Here is a 17,945-nt window from a genome sequence, read left to right as displayed (position 1 = left end):
ACGGCCTCCCTCAGTCGAACTCGCGCACCGGCGCGAGGACCGACTGGATGTCCGGCAGGGTCACGCGCACCGGCCGGTCGGCGAGCGCGTCCAGGCGGTCGAGGGCGTCGGCCACGGCCGCGTCGCCGTCATCGTAGTAGCGGCTCAGCCAGTCACGGGCGCGTTTCAGGGAGTCGCGGTAGAGGGCGCCATCGCCCCGGATGGCTGCGAGCCGAGCGCTCTCCAGCTGCAGCCGGAGGTTCTCGCGCAGGAAAAACCGCTCCCGGATCGGGCGCAGGGGCACCACCTCGCGCTCCGGCCCGGAGACCACCACGAGCTCGCCCATGGCCCCGCGGAACTCGCTCCAGGCGCGGCCGAGGGGACCGCGGGCACCCTCGCCACCGGCCTCCCCGCCATGGTCCGCCGCCTTCGCGGCAGGCAGGGGCTCGGCGCCGGCACGCAGGCGGAGACCATCGACACCGTCGGCGATGCCGGCCAGGGTGGATGCGATCCGGTCGGTCTTCGGTTCCGTCACGGCGAGGAGCCGGTCGATGGCCTGGCGGATCGCCTTACGTTCCGCGATCACCTCGCCGCCCAGGGCAGAGAGCATGCCGTCCGCCGCCTTGAGCGCACCGAGGGCGGCGTCGACGTCACGGTAGTAGCGCAGGCGATGGACGGCGACACGTGCGAGATAGGCGGCCTCGGAGCGCCGCCAGTCGTCCCGGTTGACCTGGGCGAGCTCGGCGACGCGGTCCATCTGCGCCTTGAGCTGGGACTGGGTCTCGGTCACGGCGTCCAGCGAGGCCTTGAGCTCGGCGAGGCGCTGGTCGCGCCCGGCGGTGCGCTCGTCCAGGCTCGACAGACGGCCCCGCAGCTCGGAGATGCGCTCGTCCAGGCCGTCGCTGCGTTGCTTCAGCGCCTGCTGGTCCACCAGCGACGCCTGCCTCGCCGCGAACGCCTGGTAACGCTGCCAGCCCCACCAGCCACCGAGGGCGACCGCGAGGACCGAGACGATGGCGAGCACCAGCGCCGCGACGGCCAGTCCGCGCAGACCGCCGCCACCGGCGCTGCCCCCGCTCGCGGCCTGCCGGGGCGCCCCGGTGGCCTCCGCCTCGCTGTCCTGTCGCTCCTCCCCCTGCACGGGCCGTTCCTGCTCGTTCTCTTCCGTCATGGATGACTCCCTGTGGATGCTTCGGCCGCCTGCCCGAGGGCCTCGATCAGGCCCTCGTCCCCGGGCCGGGCGGCGATCACCGGCACCTCGTGCACACCAAGCGCCCGCGCCCGTTCGGCCACGCGCTCGGAGACGGTGATCAGCCGGCTGCCGCAGGCGGCTTCCCAGCCTTCCGGGCCGACGAGCTCGCGCAGATGCGACAGCCCGGTGACGCTGGTAACGATAGTGTACTGCAGCCAGCCCGCGCGCCAGCCCGCCACCACCGGCGCCGGGTCCACGTCGGGCACCACGGCGCGGTAGACACCGAGGCGGGTCACGCGGACCCCGCGGGCAGCGAGGGTATCGGCGAGCAGCGCGCGACCGTGCTCGCCGGCAAGGATGACACAGTTGGAGCCCGCCGCCGGGTCGAACGCCGGGCTATCGAGCAGCGCGGCGGCCCCGCCGCCCTGCGCCGGGCTGGCGTCGACGGGCCAGCCGCGCCCCCGCAGGGCCCGCGCAGTGCCGGGCCCCACGGCGGCGACACGGGCGTTCGGCGGGCATACGACACCGTCACCACCGAAACGCTCCAGCAGCACCTCGACCCCGCCGGGACTGACGAACACCAGCCAGTCGGCGGCCTCCAGGGCCGCCGCGAGGGCCCGGGCGCTGTCGGGGTCGTCCACGGGCTCGATCTCGATGGTGGGCAGCGGGGCCACCGTGGCCCCCAGCGCCCGTAGCCGATCGATAAGCGCGTCGGCCTGCGACCGGGGGCGCGTGACCACGACCCCGATGCCGGCCAGCGTCCGGCTCATCGGCCCTCCGCCTCCGCCAGCAGTGCCCCGGCCCCCTGGGCCAGCAGGTCGTCGGCCACGCGCTGGCCGAGCGCCGCCGCCTCGCCGCGGGGCGCCCGCCCCTCGGCGCGCAGCAGCTGCCGGCCATCGGGGCTGCCGACACGGGCGCGAAGCCACAGCTCGTCGCCCTCGAGCACCGCATAGGCGGCGATTGGGACGTGGCAGCTGCCCTCCAGGCGCTGGTTGACGGCGCGCTCGGCGCTGACGCGGTCGAACGTGTCCGGATGGCGCAGGGGGGCGATCAGCTCGTTGAGCGCGTCGTCGTCGCTGCGGCACTCGATGCCCAGCGCGCCCTGGCCAACCGCAGGCAGGCTCTCGTCCGCGGTCAACGGCCGGCGGATGCGTTCGGTGAGCCCGAGGCGGCGCAGCCCGGAGGCCGCGAGGACGATGGCGTCGAACTCACCGGCATCGAGCTTGCCGAGCCGGGTCTGGACGTTGCCGCGCAGCGGCGAGACCCGCAGGTCCGGGCGCCGCCAGCGCAGCTGGCACTCCCGGCGCAGGCTTGCGGTGCCGACGTGGGCGCCCCGGGGGAGCTCGTCGACCCCGGCGTGGTGGTTGGAGACGAAGGCATCGAAGGGGTCGTCGCGCTCGAGGATCACCGGCAGGTGCATACCCTCGGGCAGCTCCGCGGGGACATCCTTCATGGAATGCACGGCGATATCGGCGCGCCCCTCGAACATGCCCCGTTCGAGCTCCTTGACGAACAGCGCCTTGCCGCCGATGGCGGCTAGCGTCCTGTCCTGGATCTCGTCGCCCCGGGTGCTCATGCCCACGAGCTCGACCTCGAGCCCGGGATGGAGACGGCGGAGGGCGTCGGCAACGTGTTCCGCCTGCCACAGCGCCAGGGCACTGCGACGGGTGGCGATACGGACCCGGTCGCGGGGCATGGTACGGCCTCTCGGGTAGCCTGCGTGGCCGTACAGGATGCCACGACCCGCGGGGTCAACTCACGCGCGCCGACCTCAGCAGGCTGCGGACGTGGGGCAGATGCCGCCGGCTGACCTCGAGACGGTCGTCGGTGCCTTCGAGCACGGCGTAGGTCCGCCCGTCGCCGCCCCGCTCCAGGCCGACGAGACGGTCCCGGGCCACCAGCGCCTTGCGGTGGATGCGTACGAACCGGTTGCCGAACTCGTCCTCGAGCTTGCGCAGCGAGTCCTCGATGAGGTCCTCGCCGCGGGCATGCTTGACGGTGACGTACTTCTGGTCGGCCATGAAGTAGCGCACGCTGTCCACCGGCACGAGCTCGATACCGGAGCGCCGGCGGCAGAGGATGTGCTCACGGCCGTCGGTCTCGGGCACCTGCAACGCCTCGAGCTGCGCTCGGTTGAGCCGGCGGGCCTTGGCCAGCGCGGCGGCGAGCCGCTCGGAGCGCAGGGGCTTCAACAGGTAGTCGATGGCCGCCGTCTCGAACGCCTGCAGGGCGTGATCCCCGTGGGCGGTGGTGAAGATGATCGCCGGCGGCTGGGACGACTGGCTCAGGCGGGCCGCCACCTCCAGTCCGTTGGGTCCCGGCATGCGTATGTCCAGGAGCACGACGTCGGGACGGACGCGTTCGGTGAGCACCAGCGCCTCCTCGCCGTCCGCGGCCTCGCCGACCACCTCGCAGTCGCCGAGCTCCGCGATCATCCCCGCCAGCCGCTGGCGGGCCGGGGCCTCGTCATCAACGATGAGTATCTTCATCGGCCACCCCTCGCCAGTAGGGAAACCGCACTGTGACATGATAGACGCCATCGTGGCCGTTGGCCTCCAGGCGTCCCTCATGGCCGAAAGCGAGCGCCAGGCGCTCGCGCACGTTCTCCTGCGCCATGCCGAAGCCCGTGCTGCGCCCCGGACGCTCCGGGGCCGGGTTGATCAGCGCGATCTCCAGCATGTCCGCATCACGCCGTCCGCTCACTGTCAGGGTCCCTCCGTTACGCCGGGGCTCAATCCCATAGTAGACCGCATTCTCGAACAGCGGCTGCAACGTGAGCGGCGGGATCAGGGCGTGACGGGGCAGCGCGTCCACGTCCCAGGCCACGGACAGCCGCTCGCCGAGGCGCTCGCGCTCCATGCGCAGATAGCCCTGGGCGAGGGTCAGCTCGTCGGCCAGCGGCACCAGCCGGTCGCCGCCGGCGAGGCTCGCGCGGAACAGGTCGGCGAGATCCTCGACCAGGCGCTCGGCCCGGGACGGCGCCACCGGGATCATGGAGGCGATGGTATTCAGACTGTTGAACAGGAAGTGCGGGCGGATGCGGGCCTGGAGCGCCTCGTTGCGCGCCTCGGCGGCAGCGCGCATGCGCCGGCGCCACTCGTGCTGGACGTAGAGATAGCGCAGCACCACCGCCGCGACGATGGCGGCCACGGCCAGCACCCGTGCCAGGAACAGGGGATGTCCCGCCGTCACCGGCGCCGCCAGCCACCAGGCCCCCTCGGCGACCGCGGCGGTCACCGCGAGCACCAGCATATAGCTCGCAATCGCGGCCTGCGGGCCCGACAACCGCGCGAGGCGGGGACGCAGATAGCACAGCAGCGCCGAGCTCCCCAGCGCGATCCACTGCACCAGCAACGAGATCAGCCCCAGGGATTGCCAGCCGCCGTCGGGCTGGACCAGCACCAGCACGAAGGCGAGCAGCTCGGCGGTCATCACCACCGTGAGCACGCTCGTTCTGGCACAGAAGTCCGGGAGAAAGCTTTCCCTCGCCGCCACAGTCTCCCCCAGTTGCCCGCGGCACGCCCTCCGTGCCGTGCACGTGGCGGCTCCAGCATGGCCATGGAACGGCGCCGGGCGCAAGCGCCGCGGCGCGTATCGCACCTGTCTGTCTAGTATACTCCGCCAACGCCTTAACCCACGCAGCAGAGGCCAGGGGCCACCATGACCGACAAGACCGCCAGCCAGCTCTGGACCGGGCGCTTCACCGAGGCCACCGATGCCTTCGTCGAGGCGTTCACCGCCTCCGAGCACTACGACCGCCGTCTCTACCGCCAGGACATCCGTGGCTCCAAGGCGCACGCGCGCATGCTCAACCGCGTCGGCGTGCTCTCCGACGGGGACACCCGCGCCATCGTCGAGGGCCTGGACGCCATCGGCGAGGAGATCGAGCGCGGCGAGTTCCCCTGGTCGCCGTCCCTCGAGGACGTGCACATGAACATCGAGGCGCGACTGACCGAGCGCATCGGCGACGCCGGCAAGCGTCTGCACACCGGGCGCTCGCGCAACGACCAGATCGCCACGGACGTGCGGTTGTGGCTGCGCGAGGCGATTGACGAGGCGGTCGCGCTGCTGCGCCGCTTCCAGTACGGGCTGGTGTCCCTCGCCGAGCAGGAGGCGGAGACCATCATGCCGGGCTTCACCCACCTGCAGGTGGCCCAGCCGATCACCTTCGGCCACCACATGCTCGCCTGGTACGAGATGCTGGTGCGCGACGAGGGCCGGCTGCGGGACTGCCGTGAGCGCGCCAACGTCATGCCCCTGGGCTCGGCCGCGCTCGCCGGGACCACCTTCCCCGTGGACCGCGCCATGACCTGCGCGGAGCTCGGCTTCGATACGCCCAGCCGCAACTCCCTGGACGCGGTCTCCGATCGCGACTTCGCCATCGAGTTCCTCTCCGCCGGCGCCACGATCATGACCCACCTCTCGCGCATGGCCGAGGAGCTGGTGCTGTGGACCTCGCCGATGTTCGACTTCATCGACCTGCCCGACCGCTACTGCACCGGCAGCTCGATCATGCCCCAGAAGAAGAACCCGGACGTCGCCGAGCTGGTCCGCGGCAAGACCGCCCGGGTCCACGGCGCGCTGCAGGCGATGCTCACCCTCATGAAGGGCCAGCCGCTCGCCTACAACCGTGACAACCAGGAGGACAAGGAGCCGCTGTTCGACGCCGCCGACACGGTGATCGCCAGCCTCCGGGCCTTCGCGGACATGGTCCCGAACCTCGCGGTCAAGCGCGACAACACCCGCGAGGCGGCCCGCCGGGGCTTCGCCACCGCCACCGACCTCGCCGACTACCTGGTGCGCCGCGGCGTGCCCTTCCGCGACGCCCACGAGATCGTCGGGCGCGCCGTGCGCCACGGCGTCGAGAGCGGGCGGGACCTCGCGGAGATGTCCCTGGGGGAGCTGCAGGGCTTCTCCGATGCCATCGGCGAGGACGTCTTCGAGGTCCTCACCCTGGAGGGATCGGTGGCCGCGCGGGACCACACCGGCGGCACCGCTCCCGCGCAGGTCCGCGCCCAGGTGGCCGCGGCCCGGCAGCGGCTCGGGGAAAAGGCCGGCTGAGCACCGCCTCAGCCGGAGGCCAGCAGCCGCTGCAGGTCGGCGGTGATCGCCTCGACGGAGTCGCTGGGCACACCGCCGGCGTCGTTCGCCGTGATCCGCAGCCGCGCCGTACCGTCACGGTCGAAGACGAACACCGAGCCGTTGTGGCTGACCGGGTAGTTGCCCTCCGCGTCCGGCTCGCCGTAGGAGAACGTGGTGTAGTAGCGCGCCGCCAGCTCGCGGAGCCGGCCCGTCCCGGCGGTCAGGCCGATGAAGCCCTCGCCGAAGGCGGACGTGTAGCGCGCCAGGCGCTGCGGCGAATCCCGCCTCGGGTCGACGCTGACGAACAGGACGCGCGTGTCCTCGCGCTGCGCCGGCGTCAGCCGCTGCATCACGCGGCTCAGGCGCGCCAGTGTGCCCGGACAGACGTCCGGGCACGAGGTATAGCCAAAGAAGAGCAGGACGATCCTGCCGGCCATGTCGTCTTCCGTGATCACGCTGCCCGACTCGCCGGTGAGACGGAACTGCAACGCCGGGAACTGGCCGCGGATATCGCTGGTCCGCCATTCCGGCTCGCTGCAGGCCGCCAGAACGACGGCCAGGGCGATGATGGCGGTGAGTACGTGCAGCCGCGCCCCCCACGTCGTCACTGCCCTCCCGCCGGTGCGGCGTGCATGACGGCGGCGGGGACGGATTAAGCGGCGAATCCTCATGTCCATGGTCTCCTGTTCCAGAGGGCCTGCTGGATACGACGCCCGGCCTTGTCAGTGCGTGGAGGTCGGGCCGCGCTCGCTGCGATACCAGTAGGCCAGCACGATGACCGTGCCGAGCACGCTCATCATGGCCGCCGGTATCCAGGTGAAAATGCCGCCCAGCACCCGGTCCGTGGTGGCGTCGATCGGCCAGGGCGAACCGCAGACCTCGTAGTAGTCGTAGATGCCGCCACCCTCGATGACGATGTATGCGCCCAACCAGATCTGGGGGAAGGCGACCGCCGCGAGCATCAGGCAGCGCTTGCCGAAGCCGATGGCGTAATGCCCCGGCCCGGGCGGGCGCGGGTCGAGGGCGAGCCACCAGAACAGCAGCCCGTCGATGGCCATGCTCCAGTTCATGACCGTGTAGAGCTCGCGGCTGAGCATGGCGTTGTAGTGCACTGCCGGGGTCAGCCAGAGATAGATCAGCCCGACGAACAGCAGCGAGGCCACCAGCGGATGCTGGACGAAGCGGTAGACGCCCTGCACCGGGGCACTGCGCCACGCCGGTGCGATCACGCGGTCACGGACCGGTGCCGGCATCCCCGCCGCCAGCACCGGCAACGGGTTGGCGAGCACGATGAGGATCGCGGCGATATGGTGGAGCACCAGGTGCTGGAGGCGGTGGATGAAGAACACGTACTGGGCAAAGTAGTCGAAGCGGGTCTGGGTGACGGCGTACATCGCCCCCAGGCCGACCAGGAAGGCCGCCGCCCGGACGACCCCCGGCCGTGCCCCGCATGCAATACCGCGGAGATAGAGGAGCAGGGCGACGGCCACCGCGAGGCTCACCATCGGCTGCCACTCGTAGGGCCGGAGAAACCCCGCCACCCCGGCCAGCACGCTTAACCCGTCGCCTGTCATCGCCGCACCGCGTAGTCGGCCAGCATCAGCGCGGGATGCGCCGCGGCGGCGTTGCGGGCGCCGCCGTGCATGGCCACGCGCAGCGGACGGATACGCTCGCGGAACGTCCGCAACCGCTCCCCTGTGAGCCGGCGACGGGGCGGCAGGTCCAGCGCCCGCGGGTCCACCGGCTCGCCGCCGCGCAGGACCTCGTAGTGCAGGTTCGGACCGGTGGCGGTGCCGGTGGCCCCGACGTAGCCGATGACCTCGCCCTGGCGGACCCGATCGCCGTCACCGATCCCGTCGGCGAAGGCGGACAGGTGGGCATAGGCCGTCTGCAGGCGGTTGTCGTGGCGGATACGCACGTAGTTGCCGTAGCTGCTGAACGGCCCGGCGCGGACGACACGCCCATCGCCCGCCGCACGGACCGCGGTGCCCCGTGGCGCGGCGAAGTCCAGGCCCTCGTGCATGCGGGTGTAGCCGAGGACCGGGTGATCCCGCCGGCCGAACAGCGAGGACAGGCGCGCGCCCTTCACCGGCGTGCGCAGCAGCGACGTCGCGACGCTGGCACCGTCGGCGGTGTAGAAACCGTCCCGCCCGCCGTCGGTCCCGCCACCGGGCCGGAACACGGCGAGCTCTCCGCCAGCCTGGCCGATGCGTGCGGCCAGAAGGCGTCCGTCATGGCTTGCCGCACTGTCCTCGTGGACAAAGCGCTCGTAGACGACGGCGAACTCGTCGCCCCGACGCAGGTCCCGCTGGAAGTCGATACGGCCACTGAGACGGCGGTAGGCGGCGATCAGGACCGCCTCCGGTATCCCCGCGCGCATCGCCGCCGGGTACAGCCCGCCGTCGACCCGCATGCGCACGGTGCGCGTGGTCCGCCGGTGCGCCACCCGTCGCTCCCGGGCCTCGAGCCCGCCACCGTCCGTCCGCGAGACGAGCACGCGCGTGTCCGCGTCGGTGCGGATACTCAGCCGGCGTAGGCGCGGTCCCCCACCGTCTTCGTCGAGGACGTGAACCAGTGTCTGGCCCGGGCGTAGCGCGCCGGCGTCCATCACCCCGGAGAGCGCTTGCACGACCCGCATCGCCTCGGCGGCGTCCAGGTCCAGCTCGTTGCCCAACAGCCCGAGCAGGGTGTCGCCGGCGCGCACGGTCAGCCGCCCGGGTGGTGAACCGGGCGGCACCGCCTCCGGGTCGGCACCGGCACGCGCCGCCGGTGCGGGTGTCACGTCGGAAGCATCCCCGCCGGCACTCGCGTGTGTGGCCTGCGGAAAGGGCAGGACCGCCGCCCCCGCGGCGAGCACCGCGGCGGTCAGCAGGAAACGGTTTCGCAGCTGCATGGTGTGACTCCTCGGCCGCCCCCGAACACCAGGCACAGGGCTTCGGAAGCGGTGGTAAACAGGGGGTTGCCGCGCACGGTCCGCCGGCGCGTGAACGGCGGCCGCCGTGGTCGGCACAACGCCCGTCCTCCGGGGAAAACCGGCCGGACGGCGGGGAGCTGGACTCAGGTGGTCGGGGGCGGTGTTACCGGCGCCCGGTCCACGCTGGTGAGGCGCAGACCGGGGCGGGCAAGGGGCGATTCGGAGCGGGCGTGCATGGGCAGGGGGCAGGCCGGTGCCAGTGCCGGCAGGTGCGCCGGAAGATGGCACTCATGCATCCCGGGCGCGGCGACCGGCTGATCACCGTCCGCGGAATCCGGCGTCGCCGCTGCGACAGGCGCGTCGGCGTGGGCGGCGATCTCGGCGCCGGCCTCCGCCGTGTGGGCGACGACGGAGAACGCGACGAGCAGGATCAGGATGCGGGCGATGCACTTCATGGGTCCGCAAGCCTATGACGGCAGCGTCCTCTCGTCCACACATCCCACGGCCAGGGTGAACACCCCACCGTAGTAGTAGCGGTGGTAAACCGGCGTGAGACGGGCGAGCAGCGCCTGGTCCACCCGTCGGGTGATCTGCTCCGGACGCACACCGAAGACACGGTTGAGCGCGACCCCGGCGCGGACCAGCCAGGCCGGCCAGCCCTCCGGGGCCTGCATCTCCAGCGCCCCGAACCGGCCGCCCGGCCGAAGCCATCCGGCAGCACGGTCGATCACCACCGGGTAATCACCGCTCATGCCCAGGGTCAGGGCCGCGCACACCGCGTCCACGGACCGCCCCGGCCCCGCCCACTGCAGGAAATCCGCCTGCACCAGCGAGACATTGTCGAGTCCGAGAGCGTCGGCACGCCTGCGGGCCCGCTCGAGCATGCCGGCGCTGACGTCCACGCCGATGATCCGCCCCGCCGGGCCCACGGCCCGGGCGAGCCGGGGCAGGTTACGCCCGGTACCGCAGCCGAGGTCGACCACCGTGTCCCCCGGAGCCAGGGCCAGGCCGTCCACCAGCGCGGCCCGGTAACGCCCGAGCCGCACCCCCATGGGCACGAACAGCCACAGCAGCGGGTCGTAGTACCCGGCGATACGGGTGTAGACCTGCCGGGCAAAGGCGCCGTCCGCGGACAGGCGGGACACGCTCCCGGGCCTCAGCCGGCGGGCGCCGCGTCCCAGGATCGCCGTGCGTCGCCGAGCACCCGCACCGCCGAGCGCAGGAACAGCAGCGCGACCGCCGTGCCCACCAGGATGTCGGGCCACGGGCTGGCGGTGAGCGCCACCGCGCCGGCGGCGACGAGCACGCCGACGTTGGCGACGATGTCGTTGCGTGAGCACACCCACGCCGAGCTCATGTTCACGTCATCGCCGCGATGGCGGGTCAGCACCACCAGGCAGGCGGCGTTGGCGAGCAGCACCAGCACGCCGATACCGGCCATCAGCCCGGAGGCCGGCGCAACGCCCCACAGGGCCTTGGCACCGGCCTCCAGCAGCACGGCGATCCCGAAGGCCGCCATGATTCCGCCCTTCAGCCCCGCCGACGCGGCCTTCCAGCGTGCCCCGCGAGCCACGGCCACGAGGCTGAAGCCGTACACCAGCGCGTCCCCGAGCATGTCCAGCGAATCGCCGAGCAGCGCGGTGGATCCGGCGACCCAGCCGGCGCCGAACTCCACCACGAACATCACCGCGTTGATCACCAGAACGACCCAGAGCATGCGCGCCTGACGCTCCGCCAGGGCGCTTGCCGCGCAGTCGTCGTCGTGACAGCAACCGGCCATCGCACACCTCACTCGTCATCGATCCTGACCGGTACGGTAATCCTTATAGTGACTACAAGGTAAAGCTTTCACCCCCGCGCCGGGCATTGACGGAGCAGGCCACACGGGCATAGCTTATATTGCAGCGCAGCACAGGGAAGACCGCGAGGCCGTTCCCCGCCGGGGCCCGGTGGCCCCGCGACGCGGCGTGCTGCCAGGGAGGCGACAGTGTCCCGTGAAGACCCTTCCGATACCGGCCGCCCGGCCGCCGAGACCGCGGCGGAGGCACCCCCGGAAACCGACCTGGACCGGGGCCTCACCGAGGCCGAGGCGCAGGAGCGGCTCGCGCGCTACGGCGAAAACACCCTTGCCGAGAACGGCCACAGCGTCCTCGGCCAGCTGCTTTCCTACCTCTGGGGCCCGATCCCCTGGATGATCGAGGCGGCGGCCATCCTCTCCGCCGCGGTGGGCCACTGGGCCGACCTCGCCGTGATCCTCACCATGCTCGTGGTCAACGCCGGCGTGGGCTTCTGGCAGGAGCACAAGGCGGACTCCGCCATCGACAGGCTCCGCGAACGCCTGGCGCTCAACGCCCACGTCCTGCGCGACGGTCAGTGGCGCACGGTGCCGGCGCGAACGCTGGTGCCCGGCGACGTCATCGCGGTGCGCATGGGCAACGTCATCCCCGCCGACCTGCGTCTGTGCCGGGGTGAGTACCTGAGCGTGGACGAGTCGGCGCTCACCGGCGAGTCCCTGCCGGTGGACAAGCAGGCCGGCGACACCGCCTACTCCGGCTCCTCCGCCAAGCAGGGTGAGATGACCGGCGTCGTGACGGCCACCGGCATGGACACCTATTTCGGCCGCACCGCCCAGCTGGTCCAGGCCGGCAGCGGGCGCTCCCACTTCCAGCGCGCGGTGCTGCGCATCGGCAACTTCCTGATCTTCGGCACGCTGGGACTGGTCGCGCTGATCGTGGTGGTCTCGCTGTTCCGCCACGCCCCGGCGCTGGAGACCATCCGCTTCGTGCTCATCCTCACCGTCGCCGCCATCCCGGTCGCCCTGCCGGCGGTGCTGTCGGTGACCATGGCCATCGGCGCCGAGCGCCTGGCGCGGATGAAAGCCATCGTCTCGCGGCTGGTGGCCATCGAGGAGATGGCCGGCATGGACGTGCTGTGCGCCGACAAGACCGGCACGCTCACCTGCAACCAGCTCACCGTCGGCGAGATCGCCCCGTTCGGGGACGCCGACGAGGCCGCGGTGCTGCTCGCCGCGGCACTGACCGCCGAGCGCGACGAGAGCGAGGAACCGGACGCCATCGACACCGCCATCCTCGCCGCCCTCTCCGACGCCTCCGCCCTGGACGCCTACCGGGTCACCGGTTTCGTGCCGTTCGACCCGGTGAGCAAACACAGCGAGGCCACCGCCGAGCGCGACGGCGAGCGCGTCCGCTTCGCCAAGGGCGCCCCGCAGGTGGTGCTCGGCATGTGCGATGTGGACGATGACCTCGCACGGCAGGTGAGCGAGGCCACCGACCGCTTCGCCGCCGACGGCTACCGCACCCTCGGCGTGGCGCGCAACGACGGCGGGGCGTGGACGTTCCTCGGCCTGATCCCCCTCTACGACCCGCCGCGGGAGGACTCCGGCGCGGTGATCGGGCGCCTCCACGACATGGGCATCCGGGTGCGCATGCTCACCGGCGATCACCTCGCCATCGCCCGGCAGATCGCCACGCGCCTCGGACTCGGCAAGCGCATCGTCTCCGCGCAGGAGCGCTTCGCCGACGGCCGCACCCCCGACAACGAGCAGATCGAGGCCACCGACGGCTTCGCCCAGGTGCTGCCGGAGCACAAGCACGCCATCGTCTCCTCGCTGCAGTCCGCCGACCACATCGTCGGCATGACCGGCGACGGCGTGAACGACGCCCCCGCGCTGCGCCGCGCGGACGTGGGCATCGCGGTCAGCGGCGCCACCGATGCCGCCCGCGCCGCCGCGGATCTGGTCCTCACCGAGGCCGGTCTGTCGGTAATCGCCACCGCGGTGGAGGAGGCCCGGCGCATCTTCCGGCGGATGAACAGCTACGCCACCTTCCGCATCGCCGAGACCATCCGGGTGCTGCTGTTCATCGCCCTGAGCATCGTCGTCTTCGACGTCTACCCCGTGACCGCGATCATGATCGTGCTGCTCGCCCTGCTCAACGACGTGCCCATCATGATGATCGCCTACGACAACGCCCCGGTGGCCGATCACCCGAGGCGCTGGGACATGACCCGCACGCTCTGCGAGGCGTCGCTGATCGGCGCCCTCGGGGTGATCGCGACCTTCATCCTCTACTGGCTCGGGCGCCACCCGCTGGGGCTGGACGGCGACACGCTGCAGACGCTGATCTTCCTCAAGCTGCTGGTCGCCGGGCACATGACACTGTTCATCACCCGCTCGGACGGGCCGTTCTGGCAGCGCCCGTGGCCGAGCTGGCAGCTGTTCGTGACCCTCGAGGCGACCCAGGTCCTGGGCACGCTGGCGGCGCTGTTCGGCTGGTTCATCACGCCGCTGGACTGGCGCCTGGTGGTGCTGGTGTGGGCCTTCTCGTTCGCGGAGTTCCTGGTCAACGACACGGCCAAGGTCCTGCTCGGGCGGCTGATGCGCTACGGCGCGGGCTACCAGAACCGCCACCTGCGGCGGTTCGAGTCGAGCATGCACGGCCACTGAGCCCCGGCGGCGCCCCCGGGCGCGCCGGCAACCCACGCTGCGGGGTGAACGGCAATGAGCCATTGCGGTGACGAGACCACGACAACGGACGACGACGGCCTGCTGAGGGGGTACACCTTCGAGGAGCTGAAGGTCGACCAGACCGCGAGCCTGGTACGCCAGCTCACCGAACGCGACATCGCGGCATTCGCCGCCATCTCGGGGGACGTGAACCCGCTCAACGTGGACCGCCGCTTCGCCCAGGAGCACGTCTTCCACACCCTGATCGGCCATGGCATGTGGGCCGGCGCGCTGATCTCCAACGTCCTCGGCACCCACCTCCCGGGGCCGGGCACCATCTACGCCCGTCAGACCTTCGACTTCGTCCGCCCCATCGCCCTGGGCACCACGGTGACCGTCACCGTGCGCGTCGCCGAGAAGCACGCCGACAGCGGCCGCGTGGTCATGGAGTGCCTGTGCCTGGACGGGGACGGCAACGTGCTGGTGAGCAGCACCGCCGAGGTCCTGCCGCCGCAGGAGGAGGTCCGGCGCGAGCGCACCGCGCTGCCGGACGTGGAGGTCCTCGACCACGGCGACCGCCTGCGGCGGCTGATCGAGTCGGCGCGGGCGTTGCCCCCGCTGCACATGGCGGTGGTCCACCCGGTGGACGACGCGTCGCTGCTCGGCGCCGTACGCGCCGCCGAGGCCGGCCTGATCGTCCCGGTGCTGGTCGGCCCCGAGGCGGATATCCGCGCCGCCGCCGGGCGCGCCGGGCTCGCCATCGACGACTACCGCATCGTCCCCGCCGGCGACGGCCGCGAGTCCGCCAACCGCGCGGTGGAACTGGTCCACACCGGCGAGGCGGACGCGCTCATGAAGGGCATGCTCCACACCGACGAGCTCATGGGCGCGGTGGTGGACACGGACACCGGCCTGCGCACGCGACGGCGGCTCAGCCACGTCTTCGTCATGGACATCCCCGGCTACGACCGCCCGCTGCTGATCACCGACGCCGCGATCAATATCGCCCCCTCGCTCACGGACAAGGTCGACATCGTGCAGAACGCCGTCGACCTCGCCCACGCCCTGGGCACCGAGGCACCGAAGGTGGCGATCCTCTGCGCTGTGGAGACGGTGAACCCGGCGATGCCGTGCACCGTCGACGCCAGCGTGCTCTGCAAGATGGCGGACCGCGGCCAGATCACCGGTGCGGTGCTCGACGGCCCGCTCGCCTTCGACAACGCCGTCGACGTCAACGCCGCGCGGACCAAGGGCATCCGCTCGCCGGTCGCCGGCCACGCGGACATCCTCCTCACCCCGGACCTGGAGGCCGGCAACATGCTTGCCAAGCAGCTCGAGTACATCTCCCACGCCGCCGCCGCCGGGGTGGTGCTCGGCGCGCAGGTGCCCATCGCGCTCACCAGCCGGGCGGACGACGAGCTCGCACGCATGGCCTCCTGCGCCACAGCAGCACTGATGCACGCCGCCGGCGGGGGCAACGGCCATGGGTGAGGGAGACGCCGTCCTCGTCCTCAACGCCGGCTCCTCCAGCGTAAAGTTCGCGCTCTACCACGTGGACGCCGGCGACGCCCTCAGCCGGGCGCTGCACGGCGAGCTGGCGGGCATCGGCGACGCCCCGCAATTCACCGCCGAGGACGCCGGGGGCGCCGCGGTCGATGCCCCGGCCCTGCCCGCCGACGGCGACGAGGGTTCGCTCATCGCCGGGCTGGTGGGCTGGCTCGACGACTACGTGGGCAGCGGGCGCAGCGTCCGCGCCGTCGGCCACCGGGTGGTCCACGGCGGCCCGCGGCACCATGCCCCGGTGCGGGTGGACGACGCCGAGCTCGACTACCTCACCTCGCTGGAACCCCTGGCCCCGCTGCACCAGCCCCACAACCTGGAGCCGGTACGCCAGCTCCGTGCCTCGCACCCGGACATGCCCCAGGTGGCGTGCTTCGACACCGCCTTCCACCGCAGCCAGCCCCGGTGGCCCAGTGGTTCGCCCTGCCGCGGCGCTACCGCGATCAGGGAGTGCTGCGCTACGGCTTCCACGGTCTGTCCTACGAGTACATCGCCGGCGCGCTGCCAGCCTACGACCCGGCGGCGGCCCGCGGGCGCGCGGTGGTCGCCCACCTCGGCCACGGCGCCAGCCTGTGCGCCCTCTCGGAGGGGCGCAGCGTGGCCACCACCATGGGCTTCACCGCCCTCGACGGCCTGCCCATGGGCCGGCGCTGCGGCGCCCTGGACCCCGGGGTCGTCCTCCACCTGATGCGCAGCGAGGGCCTGTCGGCGGACGCGATCGAGGACCTGCTCTACCGCCACAGCGGCCTCTACGGCGTCTCCGGCATCAGCGACGACATGCACGCGCTGCTCGACAGCGATGCGCCCGCCGCCGCCGAGGCCGTGGCGCTGTTCGTCTACCGCACGGTGCGCGAGATCGGCTCGCTCGCCGCCGCCCTCGGCGGACTCGACGCCGTGGTGTTCACCGCCGGCATCGGCGAGCACGCCGCCGCCATCCGCGAGCGCGTCAGCGCCGGCCTGGAATGGCTCGGCGCGCGCCTCGACCACGACGCCAACACCCGCGGCGGACCATGCATCAGCACCGCGGACAGCACCCCGGCGCTGTGGGTCATCCCCACCGACGAGGAGCGCATGATCGCCGAACACACGCTCGCACTGCTGCGCCGTCACGCCTGAGGCGTGCGGCCTTTCACCAACGGAGCCACAGGAGTACTCACCCATGGAGATCAAAGGCAGGACGGTGGTGATCACCGGCGCGGGCCGCGGCCTGGGCCGGACGACGGCACAGACGCTGGCGGACCGCGGCGCCCGCCTGGCGCTGGCAGACGTCAACGACGAGGGCCTGGCCGAGACCGCGCGGCTGTGCGAGGCGGCCGGCGCGGAGACCCGGGTCTATCACCTCGACGTCTCCGACGAGGCCGCGGTCGAGGAGACCTTCGCCGCCATCGCCCGTGACTTCGGCGCGCTGGATGCGCTGATCAACAACGCTGGCATCACCCGCGACGGCCTGCTGCTGAAGGCCCGCGAAGGCCAGGTCGAGAAGAAGATGAGCCTGGAGGACTGGAACACGGTGATCAACGTGGACCTTCGCGGCGTCTTCCTCTGCACCCGCGAGGCGGCGGAGCAGATGATCGGCCTCGGCAACGGCGGCGTGATCGCCAGCATCTCGAGCATCTCCCGGGCCGGCAACTTCGGGCAGACGAACTACTCCGCGGCCAAGGCCGGGATCGCCTCGATGACCGTCACCTGGGCCAAAGAGCTGGCGCGCCACGGCATCCGCGCCGCGGCCATCGCCCCGGGCTTCACGGAGACGCCGATGGTCGCCCAGATGCCCGAGAAGGCCCTGGACCGCATTCGCGCCCAGGTCCCCCTGGGCCGCCTCGCCCGGCCCGAGGAGATCGCCCACTCGGTGGTCTACGTGCTGGAGAACGACTACTTCAACGGCCGGGTGCTGGAGGTCGACGGCGGCCTGCGGCTGTAGCCGCCGGTCCGGGCGCTAGACGGTCAGGTACTCGCGCACGAGATCGTCGTCGAGCTCGTCCATGGCCCCGGCGGCGACACGCTCGCCGCGGTCGAGGATCACGAAGTGGTCCGCGACGCGGCGGGCGAAGGGCAGCTTCTGCTCGACCAGCAGCACGGTGAGCCCGCCCTCGCGGTTGAGGTGGCGGATGACGTCGCCGATCTCGCGCACCACGTTGGGCTGGATGCCCTCGGTGGGCTCGTCGAGGATCAGCAGCCGCGGCTCCAGGCACAGCGCCCGGCCGATGGCGAGCTGCTGCTGCTGGCCGCCGGAGAGGTCGCCACCGCGGCGGTGGCGCATCTCGTGGAGCACCGGGAAGAGCTCGTGCACCCGCTCGGGGATGTCCCGCCGCCCCACGGCGGCGCGCGCGATGCGCAGGTTCTCCTCCACCGACAGCCGCGGGAAGATCTCCCGGCCCTGGGGCACGTAGCCGATACCCGCGCGGGCGCGGGCCTCGGTGGAGCGGCGCTCGATGGACTCGCCCTCCAGGGTGATCGTGCCCGAGGCGGCGGGCACCAGGCCCATGAGGGTCTTCAGCACGGTGGTCTTGCCGACGCCGTTGCGCCCCATCAGGCAGGTGCAGCCGCAGGCCGGGACCTCCAGGTCGATGTCGCGGAGGATGTGGCTCTGGCCGTAGTACTGGTTGAGGCCGATCACCGAGAGCATAGGGCTGTCCGCTCCTCCCCTGTCTGATTGATAAGGCGCGGCCGGTGCCACCGCGGGGGGCCGGATCGCTCGGGCAGACCGGTCGCAGACCGTCTACAGCCATGGAGGGCCGCGGCCGAGCGTCCCC

Annotated in this window: 17 protein-coding genes and 1 pseudogene; 6 read left to right on the top strand and 12 right to left on the bottom strand. The window is 72.0% G+C overall.

Annotated features, from left to right (window positions below):
* Positions 1-10: 10 nt before the first annotated feature.
* Genes ACEZHJ_RS05640 through ACEZHJ_RS05620 form a run of 5 tightly spaced genes read right to left on the bottom strand, consistent with a single transcriptional unit; the run spans position 11 to position 4,666 of the window.
* Positions 11-1,150 (bottom strand): uroporphyrinogen-III C-methyltransferase, encoded by a 1,140-nt coding sequence (locus ACEZHJ_RS05640; protein ID WP_163139527.1) that lies wholly within the window; start codon positions 1,148-1,150, stop codon positions 11-13.
* Positions 1,147-1,941 (bottom strand): uroporphyrinogen-III synthase, encoded by a 795-nt coding sequence (locus ACEZHJ_RS05635; protein WP_018718053.1) that lies wholly within the window; start codon positions 1,939-1,941, stop codon positions 1,147-1,149. Before ACEZHJ_RS05635 ends, ACEZHJ_RS05640 begins: the two co-directional genes overlap by 4 nt.
* On the bottom strand, positions 1,938-2,867 hold the full coding sequence (hemC, locus tag ACEZHJ_RS05630) for a hydroxymethylbilane synthase (RefSeq protein WP_375036318.1): 930 nt from the start codon (positions 2,865-2,867) through the stop codon (positions 1,938-1,940). The genes ACEZHJ_RS05635 and hemC overlap by 4 nt, the downstream gene beginning before the upstream one ends.
* Before the next feature lie 55 nt (positions 2,868-2,922).
* Positions 2,923-3,660: a LytTR family DNA-binding domain-containing protein gene (locus ACEZHJ_RS05625; RefSeq protein ID WP_018718051.1), complete on the bottom strand. Its 738-nt coding sequence runs from the start codon at positions 3,658-3,660 to the stop codon at positions 2,923-2,925.
* Positions 3,641-4,666, bottom strand: coding sequence for a sensor histidine kinase (locus ACEZHJ_RS05620; protein WP_026321059.1), 1,026 nt, complete (start codon positions 4,664-4,666; stop codon positions 3,641-3,643). The genes ACEZHJ_RS05625 and ACEZHJ_RS05620 overlap by 20 nt, the downstream gene beginning before the upstream one ends.
* A 165-nt stretch (positions 4,667-4,831) precedes the next feature.
* Between ACEZHJ_RS05620 and argH the strand changes: the two genes are divergently transcribed.
* Positions 4,832-6,232, top strand: a complete 1,401-nt coding sequence (gene argH, locus ACEZHJ_RS05615; RefSeq protein ID WP_163139529.1) for an argininosuccinate lyase — start codon at positions 4,832-4,834, stop codon at positions 6,230-6,232.
* Between the two features lie 8 nt (positions 6,233-6,240).
* Here the strand turns inward: argH and ACEZHJ_RS05610 are convergent, their stop codons facing one another.
* From ACEZHJ_RS05610 to ACEZHJ_RS05585, 6 genes are all read right to left on the bottom strand, one after another.
* Positions 6,241-6,861 (bottom strand): SCO family protein, encoded by a 621-nt coding sequence (locus ACEZHJ_RS05610; RefSeq protein WP_018718048.1) that lies wholly within the window; start codon positions 6,859-6,861, stop codon positions 6,241-6,243.
* Between the two features lie 114 nt (positions 6,862-6,975).
* Positions 6,976-7,827, bottom strand: a complete 852-nt coding sequence (locus tag ACEZHJ_RS05605; protein WP_051088211.1) for a cytochrome c oxidase assembly protein — start codon at positions 7,825-7,827, stop codon at positions 6,976-6,978.
* Positions 7,824-9,146, bottom strand: a complete 1,323-nt coding sequence (locus ACEZHJ_RS05600; RefSeq protein WP_018718046.1) for a M23 family metallopeptidase — start codon at positions 9,144-9,146, stop codon at positions 7,824-7,826. The genes ACEZHJ_RS05605 and ACEZHJ_RS05600 overlap by 4 nt, the downstream gene beginning before the upstream one ends.
* 164 nt (positions 9,147-9,310) lie before the next feature.
* Positions 9,311-9,622: a hypothetical protein gene (locus tag ACEZHJ_RS05595; RefSeq protein WP_018718045.1), complete on the bottom strand. Its 312-nt coding sequence runs from the start codon at positions 9,620-9,622 to the stop codon at positions 9,311-9,313.
* Between the two features lie 12 nt (positions 9,623-9,634).
* Positions 9,635-10,312 carry a class I SAM-dependent methyltransferase gene (locus ACEZHJ_RS05590; protein ID WP_018718044.1) on the bottom strand — a complete coding sequence of 226 codons (678 nt, stop codon included), beginning with the start codon at positions 10,310-10,312 and terminating at the stop codon, positions 9,635-9,637.
* A gap of 11 nt (positions 10,313-10,323) precedes the next feature.
* Positions 10,324-10,947, bottom strand: coding sequence for a cation transporter (locus tag ACEZHJ_RS05585; protein WP_163139533.1), 624 nt, complete (start codon positions 10,945-10,947; stop codon positions 10,324-10,326).
* 207 nt (positions 10,948-11,154) lie between these two features.
* Between ACEZHJ_RS05585 and ACEZHJ_RS05580 the strand changes: the two genes are divergently transcribed.
* From ACEZHJ_RS05580 to ACEZHJ_RS05560, 5 genes and pseudogenes are all read left to right on the top strand, one after another.
* Complete coding sequence (locus tag ACEZHJ_RS05580) at positions 11,155-13,632, top strand: plasma-membrane proton-efflux P-type ATPase (RefSeq protein WP_018718042.1); 2,478 nt, start codon at positions 11,155-11,157, stop codon at positions 13,630-13,632.
* A 54-nt stretch (positions 13,633-13,686) separates the two neighbouring features.
* Positions 13,687-15,123: a bifunctional enoyl-CoA hydratase/phosphate acetyltransferase gene (locus tag ACEZHJ_RS05575; protein ID WP_018718041.1), complete on the top strand. Its 1,437-nt coding sequence runs from the start codon at positions 13,687-13,689 to the stop codon at positions 15,121-15,123.
* Positions 15,116-15,535 (top strand): annotated as a pseudogene (locus ACEZHJ_RS05570) (acetate kinase); the annotation flags it as partial. The gene ACEZHJ_RS05575 and the pseudogene ACEZHJ_RS05570, both read left to right, overlap by 8 nt.
* Before the next feature lie 62 nt (positions 15,536-15,597).
* A complete protein-coding gene (locus tag ACEZHJ_RS05565; RefSeq protein WP_371807603.1) occupies positions 15,598-16,308 on the top strand; it encodes an acetate/propionate family kinase in 711 nt (236 codons plus the stop codon).
* Between the two features lie 43 nt (positions 16,309-16,351).
* Entirely contained in the window at positions 16,352-17,113 is a 762-nt protein-coding gene (locus tag ACEZHJ_RS05560) for an SDR family oxidoreductase (RefSeq protein WP_163139535.1), read from the top strand.
* A 15-nt stretch (positions 17,114-17,128) separates the two neighbouring features.
* Here the strand turns inward: ACEZHJ_RS05560 and urtE are convergent, their stop codons facing one another.
* Positions 17,129-17,818 carry an urea ABC transporter ATP-binding subunit UrtE gene (gene urtE / locus ACEZHJ_RS05555; RefSeq protein WP_018718038.1) on the bottom strand — a complete coding sequence of 230 codons (690 nt, stop codon included), beginning with the start codon at positions 17,816-17,818 and terminating at the stop codon, positions 17,129-17,131.
* Positions 17,819-17,945: the final 127 nt, after the last annotated feature.

Origin of the sequence: Arhodomonas sp. KWT2 (assembly GCF_041949875.1) — a bacterium.
GTDB lineage: Bacteria > Pseudomonadota > Gammaproteobacteria > Nitrococcales > Nitrococcaceae > Arhodomonas > Arhodomonas aquaeolei.
Note: the sequence above shows the minus strand (reverse complement) of the source record. Positions and strands in the feature narration are given on the sequence as shown.

What these genes read in the sequence shown, in the direction of transcription:
- ACEZHJ_RS05640 (WP_163139527.1), bottom strand. Translation starts at nt 1,150, where the DNA reads ATGACGGAAGAGAACGAGCAGGAACGGCCCGTGCAGGGGGAGGAGCGA.
- ACEZHJ_RS05635 (WP_018718053.1), bottom strand. Translation starts at nt 1,941, where the DNA reads ATGAGCCGGACGCTGGCCGGCATCGGGGTCGTGGTCACGCGCCCCCGG.
- hemC (WP_375036318.1), bottom strand. Translation starts at nt 2,867, where the DNA reads ATGCCCCGCGACCGGGTCCGTATCGCCACCCGTCGCAGTGCCCTGGCG.
- ACEZHJ_RS05625 (WP_018718051.1), bottom strand. Translation starts at nt 3,660, where the DNA reads ATGAAGATACTCATCGTTGATGACGAGGCCCCGGCCCGCCAGCGGCTG.
- argH (WP_163139529.1), top strand. Translation starts at nt 4,832, where the DNA reads ATGACCGACAAGACCGCCAGCCAGCTCTGGACCGGGCGCTTCACCGAG.
- ACEZHJ_RS05605 (WP_051088211.1), bottom strand. Translation starts at nt 7,827, where the DNA reads ATGACAGGCGACGGGTTAAGCGTGCTGGCCGGGGTGGCGGGGTTTCTC.
- ACEZHJ_RS05600 (WP_018718046.1), bottom strand. Translation starts at nt 9,146, where the DNA reads ATGCAGCTGCGAAACCGTTTCCTGCTGACCGCCGCGGTGCTCGCCGCG.
- ACEZHJ_RS05595 (WP_018718045.1), bottom strand. Translation starts at nt 9,622, where the DNA reads ATGAAGTGCATCGCCCGCATCCTGATCCTGCTCGTCGCGTTCTCCGTC.
- ACEZHJ_RS05585 (WP_163139533.1), bottom strand. Translation starts at nt 10,947, where the DNA reads ATGGCCGGTTGCTGTCACGACGACGACTGCGCGGCAAGCGCCCTGGCG.
- ACEZHJ_RS05575 (WP_018718041.1), top strand. Translation starts at nt 13,687, where the DNA reads ATGAGCCATTGCGGTGACGAGACCACGACAACGGACGACGACGGCCTG.
- ACEZHJ_RS05560 (WP_163139535.1), top strand. Translation starts at nt 16,352, where the DNA reads ATGGAGATCAAAGGCAGGACGGTGGTGATCACCGGCGCGGGCCGCGGC.
- urtE (WP_018718038.1), bottom strand. Translation starts at nt 17,818, where the DNA reads ATGCTCTCGGTGATCGGCCTCAACCAGTACTACGGCCAGAGCCACATC.